The sequence below is a fragment of the Flavobacterium johnsoniae genome, assembly GCF_001879205.1.
Taxonomy (GTDB): Bacteria; Bacteroidota; Bacteroidia; order Flavobacteriales; family Flavobacteriaceae; genus Flavobacterium; species Flavobacterium johnsoniae_A.
The window spans coordinates 69,178-83,748 of record NZ_MLFK01000007.1; the positions used below are offsets into that span (position 1 = coordinate 69,178).

The following is a 14,571-nucleotide window of genomic DNA, read 5'->3' on the forward strand; positions in this document are numbered from 1 at the left end:
TCCTTATTTCCGTTTTATTCCTGCTGAATCCACTCGTATTTATCGTTTTTTAGATAAATAATCCCGCCTCCGCAGCTTTCTTCGGCATGAATGAATATGCCGTCGTTTGGTAATTTGATTTTATCTTCTTCTTTTATTTCTTCGTCGCCCATAATTTCACCATCCTCATTTACATTGTTCCATACAATTTCTCCCTTCGACGCTTTTTCAAATATTCCTGCCCAGTCAATTTCATCAAATCCTTGATTAAGAACAGTATTTCCCATTCCTAAATAATCTGTTCTTTTCCCGTTTCCGAAAACTATTCGCAAACCGCTTTTATCATTTTTTGTGCTTCTTACAATCTCTACAGTTTCATTTTTTCCGTCTCCGTCTAAATCACAAAGAATTTTGTTCGTTTTACGTTTAGCAGAAATTACAATTGTATCTGCATTGCTGTTTGTAATTTCTTTTTTTTCTGAAATATGAACATCATCTTTTACTGCAGCTGGTGTTTTTTCTATTTCGGTTTTAGATTCTTTTTTACAAGAGATAAAAATAAGGGCAGATAAAAGTAAAATTTTAGATTTCATGTTTTTAGATTAATTTTTCACTACAATTTGAAATAGCTAAAATATAAAAAAAGCTTTACAAGAAGTTGTATAAAGTTGGTTGTGTTCGCGAGCAGTGAAATTAGAGAATTACATTCATATTGGTTCTTTATTGCAAAATCGCTTCAATTTTGCTTTCTGACTTTTCTTTAACGGGACTGTCAGGGCGAAAACTCCAGATGATTAGAAATTTTCCTTTTGCAAGGTATTCTTCGGGATGTTCGTCAGTTGGCTGACCGTCTTTTCCCCACAATAATCCCTGCAGAAATCTGTCGCCTTTAAAAACATGCTCAAATTCAAAATACATTATAGAACCGCTGTCTGCTCTATTTTTAAAACTCTGAATTTGTTTGCTTTTTACTTTTCCAACAATGTTGCTGTAGGTTTCAATATCAGTATAAAAATTACAAGCCTGTGGGGTAACGCAAATCTGACCGTCGTTATTTATATAACCTTTTGGGATTTCTTTGGGTTTCAGTTTTAAATCGGCTAGGGTCTGGCAGTAAATAGTAGTAGTAAGCAACAGGAATAACGCCGATAAGGGAATCGAAATTTTCATGGTTTTGAGTTTTAGATTATGGGGAGTTTTAAAATTGTAAATTATGATTTCCTAAGTTTTACCTGATACACAATCTCCCAAAAGATAATCGAGAAAACAGCGTTGGCAAATATGGCAGTTTTAACCTGATACGGATCGTAATCAATAAAAAAGTGCAGATTGGTAAATTTTAACGCCAGAAATAAAGCCAAAGCAGCAATGGCAATTGCTGAGATTATATTTAGTAATGGTTTCCATTTTAATCCTAAAAAGGCATAAATAAGATTTAAACCGGCAAAACCACAACCTAAAGTTATATAAGGATCGGTTTTTAAAATTTCACCCAGCGAAAGAAAAAACGAAGTGGATGTAAGATATAAAAAGAATAGGATTGAATAAAGGAGGATTCGTATTTGTGGTTTCATTTTGAAATTTTTTAATTGATGCAAGTTATAAAAATAATTTCAGTGAATACTTTTACTTATGCGGATTTGTAAGCCACATATACAAGGAAAGATAAATAGTTTTTTACTTGAGATAAGTAATTCTCTTTGCAGGCATGGACTGCAAATCTGTTGAAGCCACTCTAGAAAATCGGGAACAATTGGTTCTATTTTTTAAAATGAATAGTTTTTTAGTTTTCGACTGTTTCGAAATCATTTTTTTTTTTGATTAAGGTTTTGATGTTTAATTTACAACGAGATTTATTTTTAATTTGCTGACTTTCCTGAGGTAAGTAATTGTTTATTGATGTATTTTTCTCAGAATAGAGATACGTGGATTTTGTATTTTTATATAGATGGGAAAGTGTTTTTAGCGTAGTTAGCTTTGCTGGCGGGAGTATCCCTCTCGTTCCTGTGAAGTTATTGTTGATTTCTTCAGCTTATGCTTACGAGCGAGATGCTCGTACTATAAAAATAAGTATAATACTATTTTCGTACTTCTAATTTTAAAATTTGATTTGAATTTTTTATTCTAATGTAACTTATTCGAACATATTTATTTGCGTCTATTGCTCCTCCATGTGACTTCGAATTATTGTATCCAAATCCAGATATATCGAAATCTGAAAACTCAAATTTTACTCCGTTAACAGTGAATGTTTCATCTTCATGGCCACCAGATGGCATTGGATGGAAATTAGTTACAAATCCTTCGGTTTGAAATTTGGCATTATGGTATAAATCATTTGTTTTGTAATATCCGTAGCCAAATAGGATTGAGAATAGAAAAAAAAGGAGTATCGATAAATATTGGATTATTTTTACAATGAATTTTTGGTGTTCGGGATCTTTAAATAAATTTTCTTCTTCATCGTTTTCAATTAAGAATAAAATAAATTTTAGAAATAGAAAAATGCCAACTGGTATCAACAATATTTGAAACTTTTTGAATCCATCTATAGATGCAAAATCATAAATTATCTCAAAAGAATTCATAGGTTATAAAATATTGCGATTTATTTCAAATATAATATTTCTTATTAAATAAGTTTGTTTGTAATGAAAATGATTTTGCGTCAGGGATAGAGGCGGTATCCTTTTGTGAAGTGAAACGGAGCAAAAGATATAGCCGAAAGCCCGGCCCGGAGGGAGATGCCAAAAAATAAAATTCCAAATTCGAATCTTTGTGAAGTTACTTGCGGAAATTCTTCGTTTCTCAGGATGATAAACGTTATGGTTACTTTGTTCAGGCTTCGACTTCGCTCAGCCTGACGAACGTTAGAAATCTGTCAGAAATCTACAATAAAAAATCCCGCCTCAATTAAGAAACGGGATTCAATAGATATTCTCTTTTTTTTTATTTTAAACTGTTGCAGCAACTTCTTGCGGTAACGGAATTTGATTTTTAAGCAAATCTTCGAAAGTTTCGTGTTGACGAATCAAGATGCCTTTTCCGTCTTTCCAAAGAACTTCGGCTGGTTTGTATCTTGAATTATAGTTCGATGACATTGAGAAACAATAAGCTCCGGCGTTACGGAAAGCCAAGATGTCGCCTTCGGTAATTTCAGAAATTCTGCGGTTGTTGGCAAAAGTATCAGTTTCGCAAATGTATCCTACAACAGAGTAAAAACGCTCTTTTCCTTTTGGGTTAGAGATGTTTTCGATATAATGCTGTGAACCATAAAACATCGGACGGATTAAGTGGTTGAAACCACTGTCGATTCCTGCGAAAACTGTTGAAGTTGTTTGTTTTACTACGTTTACTTTTGCTAAGAAGAAACCTGCTTCACTTACAAGGAATTTTCCTGGTTCGAAAATCAACGTTAAATCTTTACCGTATTCTGCACAGAATGCATTGAATCTTTTTGATAATTTTTTACCTAATTCTTCGATGTCTGTTTCGATATCGTCTTTCTTGTAAGGAACTTTAAATCCGCTTCCGAAATCTAAGAACTCAAGATCTTTGAAATGTTTAGCTGTATCGAATAAGATTTCAGCAGCATACAAGAATACTTCGATATCTAAAATATCAGATCCTGTGTGCATGTGGATACCTACGATGCTCATTTTTGTATTCTCTACAATTCGTAAGATATGCGGTATCTGGTGAACAGAAATTCCGAATTTACTATCGATATGTCCTACCGAAATATTGGCATTTCCTCCCGCCATTACGTGCGGATTGATACGAATACATACCGGGATTTGAGGATATTTTGTTCCGAATTGCTCCAGAATAGATAAGTTATCAATATTGATTTGTACACCCATTGCGGCCACTTCTTCAATTTCTTCAAGAGAAACTCCGTTTGGTGTAAAGAAAATTTTGTCAGGTTCATAGCCAGCATGAAGTCCTAATAAAACCTCTTGAATTGATACAGTATCTAAACCAGACCCCATGTTCTTTAATAACTGAAGAATCGCAACGTTAGACAATGCCTTCATGGCGTAATTAACTCTTAAGTTTTCTACCTTAGAGAAAGCTTTAGTTAACCTGTTGTACTGAGATTGGATTTTTTCGGCATCATAAACATATAATGGACTTCCAAATTGGTCTGCTAACTGCAGTAAATCTTTTGCTTGCATTTTTAAATCATTTTGAGCAAAGTTATTACACTTTTGATTACCAGCAAATAATTTATAGAAAAATAACAAATTGTAACAAATTGTTTGTTTTTAAACAAAAAGTCGATTATTTCGAATTTTTATAAAATTCTTTGAGGTACTAAGTTACAAAGGCATAAAGATACAAAGGTTTTTTGGCACGAATTCTCGAATTTAATTAATTTTTAATGCTATTGAAATTGTCTTTTTTGACACAATCACGATTTGATTGATGTTAACAAGCCAAGCAATAACAACAACATTCAAAAAATAAAAATTCGAGGAAATTGGTGTGATTTGTGGCAAACAAAAAAAAAACAAAACCCCTGAATATAAATTCAAGGGTTTGTTAGTTGTTATGTAGTTTATCGGAATAAAGATTTCTAATTTAAATTTAGGAGAGAAAACCTTAGCTTCTCAGAACCCTAAAAAAAACTATAGACTTGGTAAGTCTCCTTTTCCTTTAGTAGGCAGGTTGGTAGAGCCCATTAAGAACAAATCTACCTCTCTTGCTGCTTCGCGACCTTCTGAAATAGCCCATACAATTAATGATTGTCCTCTTCTCATATCACCAGCAGTGAAAATATGAGGAACGTTTGTCTGATAGTTATGTGCTTTATAATTGCTTCTTGCATCAGTCTCGATTCCTAACTGCTCGCTTAATGTTTTCTCCGGACCTGTAAATCCTAACGCTAATAAAGCTAAATCGCAAGGCCAGATTTTTTCTGAACCTTCTTTTTCGATTAACTCAGGACGTTGGCCTGGAGTCATTTTCCATTGTACTTCGACTGTTTTTAATCCCGTTAATTCTCCTTTTTCGTTAGAAATGAATTCTTTTGTATTAATTAACCAGTTTCTGTTACAGCCTTCCTCGTGAGAAGAAGATGTTTTTAACTGTAATGGCCAGAAAGGCCAAGGAGTTGATTCGCTTCTTCCAACTGGAGGTTTTGGTAAAATCTCAAAGTTAGTTACTGATTTAGCTCCGTGTCTGTTTGAAGTTCCAATACAGTCAGAACCTGTATCTCCACCACCAATAACGATAACGTCTTTACCAGTTGCTTTAACCTGATCTGGAATTGATTCTCCAAATAAAACTTTAGTCTGCTGTGTTAAGAAATCCATTGCCTGAACAACGCCTTTGCTTTCAATTCCTTTAGTCGGCAAGCTTCTTCTTTCAGTTGCTCCTCCGCATAAAACGATAGAATCAAATGCGTTTAATTCTTCTACGCTGTAGTTAACTCCAACATTTACGTTTGTTTTGAAAGTGATTCCTTCTGCTTCAAGAATGGCTACACGTCTGTCGATAATTTGTTTTTCTAATTTGAAATTAGGAATTCCGTAACGTAATAAACCTCCAATCGCGTTATCTCTTTCAAAAACAGTAACCGTGTGTCCGGCTCTGTTTAATTGCTGTGCAGCGGCAAGTCCTGCAGGACCAGAACCAATAACAGCAACTGTTTTTCCTGTTCTTGTTTTTGGTGCCTGTGGTTTGATCCAGCCTTCAGCAAAACCTCTTTCAACAATGTTTTTTTCGATGTTTTCGATCGATACAGGGTCTTTTATGATTCCTAATACGCATGCTTTTTCGCATGGAGCAGGGCATAAGCGGCCTGTAAATTCAGGAAAGTTATTAGTAGACTGTAAAATCTCTAATGCACTTTGCCATTCTTCCTGATGCACCATGTCGTTGAAGTCCGGAATTAAATTTCCTAACGGGCAACCACTGTGGCAGAAAGGAATACCACAATCCATACATCTTGAACCTTGTTCTTTTATTTTATCTTTTGCTAACGGAATAGTAAATTCATTATAGTTAGAAACACGTTCTGCTACTGCTAAATTACTTTCGTCGGCTCTGTTATATTCTTTAAATCCGCCTATTTTACCCATGACATTTTTAATAAATTTAGTTGTGAGTTGTAAAATGTGAGAGGTGAGTTAAAAAACTTAGCACCTCTGCACCTTATGCCTCAGAACCTTTTAATTAAGCTATTAATTCTTCTATTTGTTTTTCTTCTGCAATTCGTTTTAATGCTTTTTTGTAATCAGTCGGCATTACTTTTACGAAGTGCTGTTGTTGATTTTCCCAGTCTGCTAAAATTCTTTTTGCTAATGGACTGCTTGTGTACAAAGAATGATTTTTGATCAGTTTTCTTAGTTTTGTAAGATCTTCTTCTTCCATCGGGTCGAATGCAACCATTTCCATGTTACATACTGTCGAATCGAATTTTTGATTTGGATCGTAAACATAAGCTACACCACCGCTCATACCAGCTGCGAAGTTTCTTCCTGTTTTTCCTAAAACTACTACTGTACCACCGGTCATGTACTCGCATCCGTGATCTCCAATTCCTTCAACAACTGCTGTTGCTCCAGAGTTTCTTACACAGAAACGTTCTCCGGCCATTCCATTAATATAAGCCTCTCCGGTAATAGCTCCGTAAAGGGCAACGTTTCCAATAATGATATTGTCCTCTGGTTTAAAAGTTGCAGTAGGAGGTACTTTTACAATTAGTTTTCCTCCAGAAAGCCCTTTTCCTAAGTAATCATTACAGTTTCCGTGAATTTTAAACGACAATCCGTTTGTTGCAAAAGCACCAAAACTTTGTCCGGCAGAACCTTCAAAATCAACTAAAATAGTGTCGGCAGGTAATCCTTGTGCGCCATAAATTTTTGAGATTTCATTACTCAAAATCGCACCTACAGAACGGTCTGTGTTTTTAATTTTAAATGTTACTCTTGTTTTTTCTTTTCTATAAATAGACGGAATTGCTTCTTTGATAATGTCAAAATCTAATACGTTTTCAAGTTGGTGATCTTGAGTAGTTGTATTGTGATTTGGCTGTGTTTTCGCTTTTTCCGGTTTGTATAGAATTGGTGATAAATCTAAACCATTTGCTTTGTAATGTTTGATCGCTTTGTTCACATTTAATTTTTGTGACTGACCTACCATTTCTTTTAAGGTTCTGAAACCTAATTGAGCCATGATTTCTCTTAATTCCTCAGCAATAAAATACATAAAGTTGATTACGTGCTCTGGAGTTCCTTTGAAATTCTTTCTCAATTCAGGATCCTGAGTTGCAATACCAACCGGGCAAGTATTTAAGTGACAAGCTCTCATCATGATACAGCCAGAAGCTACAAGCGGTGCAGTTGCAAAGCCAAATTCTTCAGCTCCTAATAATGCAGCGATCGCTACGTCACGACCTGTTTTTAACTGTCCGTCACATTCTAAAACGACACGGCTTCTTAAGTCGTTCAGGATTAAAGTCTGCTGAGCTTCAGCTAAACCAAGTTCCCACGGAATACCTGTGTGTTGTAAAGATGTTAATGGTGCTGCACCCGTTCCTCCGTCATAACCAGAAATTAGGATAACGTCAGCTTTTGCTTTGGCAACACCGGCTGCGATGGTTCCAACTCCAACTTCAGAAACTAATTTTACGTTTACACGAGCTTCACGGTTTGCATTTTTTAAATCGTAAATCAACTGAGATAAATCCTCAATAGAGTAAATATCGTGGTGAGGCGGAGGCGAAATCAAACCTACATAAGGCGTAGAGTTTCTTGTTTCGGCAATCCAAGGCACCACTTTTTCTCCAGGAAGCTGACCACCTTCTCCAGGTTTTGCTCCCTGAGCCATTTTGATCTGGATTTCCTTAGCGTTTGTCAAATAGTTGATCGATACGCCAAAACGTCCCGAAGCAACTTGTTTGATGGCACTGTTTCTAGAATCTCCGTTAATTTCTTTCTGGAAACGTTTTGGATCTTCTCCACCTTCTCCAGAGTTACTTTTTCCGCCAATTCTGTTCATTGCAATCGCTAAATTCTCATGTGCTTCTCTGGAAATAGATCCGTAAGACATTGCACCGGTTTTGAATTTCTTAACGATTTCTGTCCAAGGTTCTACTTCGTCAATAGAAATTGGGTCTAAATTGTTGAATTCAAATAAACCTCTAATGGTCATTAAGTTTGAGCTTTGCTCGTTAACGGCATTTGAGTATTCTTTATAACTTTCAGGGCTGTTTAAACGAACCGCTTGTTGTAATTTAGAAATAGTGGTTGGGTTAAACATGTGTTTTTCACCACCGCGTCTCCATCTGTAAATACCTCCAATTTCAAGAGAAAGCAAGTTTGCAATTTTTGAATTTGGAAATGCTTTTTGGAAACGTTTTTTTACTTCTTTTTCTACTTCCATTAAACCAATACCTTCAATTCTTGATGGTGTATAAGGGAAATATTTAGATGTAAATGTTTTGTTTAAACCTAAAATCTCGAAAATCTGGGCAGCTCTGTACGAATGTAATGTAGAGATACCAATTTTGTTCATGATTTTAACGATTCCTTTTGCGATCGCTTTGTTATAATTTACAATCGCATAATCAGCTTTAACTCCAGTAATGAAACCTTGCTCTACCTGATCGTGAATAATTTCGTTTACCATGTAAGGATTGATGGCGCTTGCACCGTATCCGAACAATAAAGCAAAATGATGAGGTTCACGAGGCTCAGCAGATTCGATTATGATTCCGAATTTAGAACGAACTTGTAAAATATTTAAAGAGTGGTGAATGTAAGAACAAGCCAATAACATTGGTATTGGAGCTAATTGTTCGCTTACACCTCTATCTGAAAGAATGATAATATTACATCCTTCAGAAACCGCTTTATAAGTTGCCTGAACACATTTTTCAAGCGCACGCTCTAAACCGTTAACTCCTTTTTCTATTTTATATAAAGTAGAAATGGTAGCCGATTTGAAATCTGCGTGATCAATGTTTCTGATTTTATCTAAATCTTCATTAGATATAACCGGATTTTGGATTTTTAGCTTTTTACATTGTTTCGATTCGATTTCAAAAATATTGAAATCACCTCCAATTGCTAAACTGATATCGGTAATAATCTCTTCACGAATACCATCTAACGGCGGGTTAGTAACCTGAGCAAATAACTGTTTGAAATAGTTATACAGCAATTGAGGCTGGTCTGATAATACTGCCAAAGGCGTATCATTACCCATAGAACTGATTGCTTCAGCTCCCTGGCCTCCCATTGGGTTAATGATTGTTTTTAAATCTTCAATTGTATAGCCGAATAACTTTTGTCTTGTTAAGAAATCTAATTTTTCAACAGGAGTAGGGTTATTGGTGTAAGGAACTTTAGCTAATGGCAATAAGTTTTCGTCAATCCATTTTTGGTAAGGACGTTTTGTAACTATCGCTTTTTTAACTTCTTCATCTTCAATAATACGGCCTTCGTTCATATCAACCAAGAACATTTTTCCTGGCTCTAAACGTCCGTGCTGAATAACGTCTTCCGGATCAATGTCTAATACACCAATTTCTGATGACATAATTACGAAGCCGCTTTTTGTTAATGTATAACGAGAAGGACGCAATCCGTTTCTGTCTAATAAGGCACCAATAACGTTACCATCTGTAAACGGAATAGAAGCTGGACCATCCCAAGGCTCCATAATACAAGCGTTGAACTCGTAAAAAGCTCTCTTTTCTGCAGACATGGTCTGATGTTTTTCCCAAGCTTCAGGAACCACCATCATCATAGCTTCTGGCAATGAACGACCTGTCATTAATAAAAGTTCTACCACCATATCCATAGAAGCAGAATCAGATTTTCCTTCTAAGATAATTGGGAATAATTTTTTGATATCATCGCCAAAAACAGCACTCTGCATAAGCTCTTCACGAGCACGCATACGGCTTACGTTTCCACGAAGTGTGTTGATCTCCCCATTATGACACATGTATCTAAACGGCTGAGCTAAGTCCCAGGATGGGAATGTATTTGTAGAGAAACGCTGGTGTACCAGTGCTAAACGAGTCACCAGGTCCGGATCTTTCAAATCTATATAATAACGGCTGATGTCTTCCGGCATCAATAGACCTTTATATATTATAGTAGTTGTCGATAAACTAGTAAAATAAAACATGTGGCTTTCAGAAGTTTTAGATCCTCTTACGGCATGTTCAGCAATTTTTCTAGCTGCAAAAAGTTTTGCATTAAATTCTTGTTCAGTTAAATTCTGACCGTTTTTGCTAACAAAAACTTGTTTAACTGTTGGTTCTTTTTCTGCGGCGATCTGCCCTAAATTTTCAACGTCAACAGGTACATCTCTCCATCCTAAGATCTTTAAGTTTTGATCTTTAATAGTTGATTCAAATGCATTTATACAAAAAGATACCTGGTTTTTGCTTTTTGGTAAAAAAACCATTCCTACTGCATACTCACGCGTCTCTGGGATTTCAAAGTCACAAACTTTCTTAAAAAAATCATGAGGGATGTCGAATAAAATTCCGGCCCCGTCACCAGTTCGTCCATCAGAACTAACTGCACCACGATGTTCCAATTTAATTAAGATGTCTAATGCTTTGTGAATAATATCATTTGACTTAATACCATTCAAATTACAAATAAATCCTGCACCACAATTGTCGTGTTCAAATTCAGGCAGATAAAGCCCTTGTTCTTTAACTCTCATTCTTGATATTTTTTCTACAAAAATAAAGATTTCGTTAAACATAATGTATTGAAATAATAGATTCGCTTACATTTTTGTTGTAATATTAGAAAACGGCTTCTTAATTGATAATAATATTATATTAACCATTGTGAAATGATAAAATGATAATCCTAATTAAAATATATTAAGAAAAATCGTCGCAAGGCTAATAAATACGGTGATATTTTTGTTAAATATCAAACGTTTTAGTGGATTTGAGTTAATATTAACAAATTGTTTAGTTAACCATTTCTTTGCATTGTAAAAGAATAAACGTTTAATACCTATATGTGTTGTTTTTTTAATAGAAAAAGATTTTACTTTTAAGTTGAATTTTGCTACTTTTGTCGCACTTTTATTCTGAAATAAATTCAGAACCAGACAAATTCTATATTATGAACATACACGAATATCAAGGAAAAGAAATTTTAGCAAGTTACGGAGTACGCGTTCAGCGCGGAATTGTGGCTAACAATGCGGTTGAAGCTGTAGCTGCTGCAAAACAATTAACTGCCGAAACTGGTACAGGATGGCACGTAATAAAAGCACAAATTCACGCAGGTGGTCGTGGAAAAGGTGGTGGGGTTAAGCTGGCAAAAAACTTACAGCAAGTTGAAGAGTTAGCAGAACAAATCATCGGAATGCAATTAATTACACCTCAGACTCCGCCTGAAGGTAAAAAAGTAAACAAAATATTAGTTGCAGAAGATGTTTACTATCCTGGTGAAAGCGAAACTTCTGAATTTTATGTTTCTGTTTTATTGAATAGAGGTACAGGACGCAACATGATTATGTATTCTACTGAAGGTGGAATGGATATTGAAGAAGTTGCTGAGCATACACCACACTTAATCTTTACTGAAGAAATCGATCCATCTGTTGGATTACAAGGTTTCCAGGCTAGAAGAGTTGCTTTCAACTTAGGTCTTTCTGGAAATGCTTTCAAAGAAATGGTGAAATTCATCGATGCATTATACAATGCTTACATTGGTTCTGATGCTTCTATGTTTGAAATCAACCCGGTTTTAAAAACTTCTGATAACAAAATCTTAGCTGTTGATGCTAAAGTTAACATCGACGATAACGCTTTATACAGACAACCTAAATATGCTGAAATGAGAGATATCCGTGAGGAGAATCCAATTGAAGTTGAAGCTAAAGAAGTAGGTTTGAATTATGTTGACCTTGACGGTACTGTAGGATGTATGGTAAACGGAGCTGGTCTTGCAATGGCAACTATGGATTTAATTAAATATGCTGGTTTTGAGCCTGCTAACTTCCTTGACGTAGGAGGAACTGCTGATGCAAAACGTGTTGAAACTGCTTTCAGAATTATCTTGAAAGATCCAAACGTAAAAGCTATCTTAATTAACATCTTCGGAGGAATCGTTCGTTGTGACCGTGTTGCTCAAGGTGTTGTAGATGCTTACAAAAACATGGGAGACGCTATCAATGTGCCAATCATTGTTCGTTTGCAAGGAACAAACGCTGAAATTGCAAAAGAATTAATTGACAACTCTGGTATGCCAATCTTATCTGCAGTTCAATTCCAAGAAGCTGCTGACCAAGTTAAAGCTGCACTTTCTTAATTAAATAAGAAATTCAATTATATAGAAAATCCCTTCGATATTCGGAGGGATTTTTTTTGGCGTCTGTTTAACCGCAAAGTGCGCAAAGTTTTTTGTCAAGGATTATGAATACAAACGCAAAGCTCGCAAAGCGTTGTGCAAGAAATAGCCACGAATTCACGAATTATTATTATCAAAAATAATTCGTGAATTCGTGGCTAAAAAAACTTTGTGGTTAAAACACTATTTCAAAACAGTTGACAATTCCACAATTTCAAATGTTGGGTCGTGTGCTATAAATTCTCTCAGCATTGCAGCATGGCCAGCTCCAAGTAAAACCATAATTTTATTGTCTGTGCTTTCGGTTAATTTTTGAACTAAAGAATACATGTATAAATTTCTTTTATACCAATTTGAAACTAAAGAAGCACCCGTAAAGTCATCTGGATTTCCAGCTCTGTTTGCTACTTCTAAATACCATTGTATATTATCTTCATTACTTGCTTTTTGATTGTAATAAAGCATAAGATCTGTTAAAGAACTTTTAGCCATTCTTTCATTATTATCTTTTACAAACTTTTCTGTTGACTCAGTAGTTTTTTTCATTAAATCCTTCTGATTCGCTTTTTCCATTGACATCATTAAACTATCATAAGGAAAGCGGGTGCGATAGTCAATTCCATACATCTTTTTGTGATTCAGTTTTTTAGCCGTACGTAATGCTAATTGAGTAATTTCATTTGCATCTTTTTTTAGTAAACTATCAGTGTTTTTATTGTAATACTTATCTAAATCGGCTTGTTTGCTAAATTTCCATTCTACAAATATTTTATCTGGACCAAATTTCTTGATTTTGTTACTTATTACTTCGAGTTCCTTTTGGCTCTTTTCAGACATTACGTTAAAAGTATTTATCTTGGCGACATCATGGCCTGGATTTGCGTAATGAAAAGTTCCAATTAGTAATATTTGTTTTTTCTTAGCTTGTTGAGCAGAAGTGATGTTAAATGTTATAAGAGCTAGTAATAAAATAATTTTTTGCATGGTATTTTGTTTTTAAATTCATTGCAAATGTATGGGCAGATTTAGGGCGTTTTTTCTGTTTTTGATGAACACCAGATTCTGTTTGATTAAAGCTGGAAATTCCTCTTTCAAAATTTATGTATAAAGTTTTTTGTGTTTCATCATTAAAAAAGTGAGGTTTCATATAAACACCATTTTCATTTAAAGTCATAATCGTATTTTTGATCTTATAACCTGTATTTATGAAATTAAAAATCCCTTTTTATTATCATGTTGTTCTTTTTCTCGGATTGTTTTTAACTTATTTACTTTGGGAGTACGGCATTAATGATAAAGCAAAAATAGTACAGCATACCAGGCTTTATTTATGGATTACATCAACATTTTTTCTTTCTGTTTTTATTGTTTACCTGATAAACTTTTATACGTTTTGTGATTGGTTCCTGCATAAAAAGAAAATTCATTTTTACTTTTTAAGCATACCTTTTTCATTACTGATTTTTGCAGGTGCTCGCTACGTAATTCAGGAAGTTATTGTGTATCATATTATCGGAATACATAATTATGATGTACGCGATTTAGAATGGGGATATTACATTAGGGATAATTTCTTTTTTGGACTTCCGGCTGTTATTTTTAGTGCTTTGAGTTATTTGTTTTGGCAGTCTCAATATTCTCAAAAACAAAATCAGGAATTGCTTTTAGAGAACAAAAAAGCCGAATTTCAAATGCTGAAAGCGCAGGTTAGCCCGCATTTTTTGTTTAATACGCTGAATTCTTTTTACAGTCAGCTGATTGTAAAAGACGATAAAATGGCTGCAGATGTTTTGGTGCTTTCTGATTTGCTTCGTTATGTGATTACAGAAACTGATAAAGACGAAGCAATTCTTTCCAAAGAGATTCAGTTTATTCAAAACTACATTCATCTGCAAAAGAAAAGATTTGAAGATCAGCTGTTTTTAGATTTTACGGTTCAAGGTGAATATTCAAATGAAAAAATCCTCTCTTCGGCATTAATTCATTTTGTTGAAAATGTTTTCAAACATGGAAAATTTAATAATGAAGCAGAGAAAGCGATTATTTCAATTCAAATAAAAGACACTTTTTTAGAAATTTCGACTTTCAATTATTTCATTGAAGGCGAAAATTATTCGTCAACCGGAATTGGTTTTGATAATCTGATAAAAAGGTTAGAATATACATATAAAGGGCAATTTGTTCTTGAAAAAACTGAAGAAAATAATACCTTTAAAACTTACTTAAAAATACCACTAAAAAAATAATA

The 14,571-nt window shown here is 34.5% G+C and carries 11 protein-coding genes; 2 read left to right on the forward strand and 9 right to left on the reverse strand.

The window, feature by feature from the left end:
- Nucleotides 1-14: 14 nt before the first annotated feature.
- The 7 genes from BKM63_RS11875 to gltB all read right to left on the reverse strand — a co-directional run bounded on the left by BKM63_RS11875 (nucleotide 15) and on the right by gltB (nucleotide 10,674).
- Complete coding sequence (locus BKM63_RS11875; RefSeq protein ID WP_071636799.1) at nucleotides 15-572, reverse strand: hypothetical protein; 558 nt, start codon at nucleotides 570-572, stop codon at nucleotides 15-17.
- Between the two features lie 127 nt (nucleotides 573-699).
- Nucleotides 700-1,149, reverse strand: a complete 450-nt coding sequence (locus tag BKM63_RS11880) for a hypothetical protein (RefSeq protein WP_071636800.1) — start codon at nucleotides 1,147-1,149, stop codon at nucleotides 700-702.
- 41 nt (nucleotides 1,150-1,190) lie between these two features.
- On the reverse strand, nucleotides 1,191-1,553 hold the full coding sequence (locus BKM63_RS11885) for a hypothetical protein (protein ID WP_071636801.1): 363 nt from the start codon (nucleotides 1,551-1,553) through the stop codon (nucleotides 1,191-1,193).
- Nucleotides 1,554-2,057: 504 nt separating this feature from the next.
- The gene (locus BKM63_RS11890; RefSeq protein WP_071636802.1) at nucleotides 2,058-2,567 is read right to left on the reverse strand and encodes a hypothetical protein; all 510 of its coding nucleotides are present in this window, start codon (nucleotides 2,565-2,567) and stop codon (nucleotides 2,058-2,060) included.
- A gap of 366 nt (nucleotides 2,568-2,933) precedes the next feature.
- Nucleotides 2,934-4,226, reverse strand: coding sequence for a diaminopimelate decarboxylase (lysA, locus tag BKM63_RS11895; RefSeq protein WP_278248019.1), 1,293 nt, complete (start codon nucleotides 4,224-4,226; stop codon nucleotides 2,934-2,936).
- Nucleotides 4,227-4,610: 384 nt separating this feature from the next.
- Entirely contained in the window at nucleotides 4,611-6,065 is a 1,455-nt protein-coding gene (locus BKM63_RS11900; protein WP_071636803.1) for a glutamate synthase subunit beta, read from the reverse strand.
- A gap of 94 nt (nucleotides 6,066-6,159) precedes the next feature.
- Nucleotides 6,160-10,674, reverse strand: a complete 4,515-nt coding sequence (gene gltB, locus BKM63_RS11905; RefSeq protein WP_071636804.1) for a glutamate synthase large subunit — start codon at nucleotides 10,672-10,674, stop codon at nucleotides 6,160-6,162.
- A gap of 416 nt (nucleotides 10,675-11,090) precedes the next feature.
- Here gltB and sucC point away from each other — a divergent pair, with 416 nt between their 5' ends.
- Nucleotides 11,091-12,284 carry an ADP-forming succinate--CoA ligase subunit beta gene (gene sucC / locus BKM63_RS11910; protein ID WP_071636805.1) on the forward strand — a complete coding sequence of 398 codons (1,194 nt, stop codon included), beginning with the start codon at nucleotides 11,091-11,093 and terminating at the stop codon, nucleotides 12,282-12,284.
- A 222-nt stretch (nucleotides 12,285-12,506) separates the two neighbouring features.
- On the opposite strand, the gene BKM63_RS11915 is transcribed toward sucC, so the two are convergent.
- Complete coding sequence (locus BKM63_RS11915; RefSeq protein WP_071636806.1) at nucleotides 12,507-13,307, reverse strand: DUF5694 domain-containing protein; 801 nt, start codon at nucleotides 13,305-13,307, stop codon at nucleotides 12,507-12,509.
- The gene (locus BKM63_RS11920; RefSeq protein ID WP_071636807.1) at nucleotides 13,267-13,497 is read right to left on the reverse strand and encodes a hypothetical protein; all 231 of its coding nucleotides are present in this window, start codon (nucleotides 13,495-13,497) and stop codon (nucleotides 13,267-13,269) included. The genes BKM63_RS11915 and BKM63_RS11920 overlap by 41 nt, the downstream gene beginning before the upstream one ends.
- Before the next feature lie 31 nt (nucleotides 13,498-13,528).
- On the opposite strand from BKM63_RS11920, the gene BKM63_RS11925 reads away from it, so the two are divergent.
- Entirely contained in the window at nucleotides 13,529-14,569 is a 1,041-nt protein-coding gene (locus tag BKM63_RS11925) for a sensor histidine kinase (RefSeq protein WP_071636808.1), read from the forward strand.
- The last annotated feature ends 2 nt before the right edge of the window (nucleotides 14,570-14,571 follow it).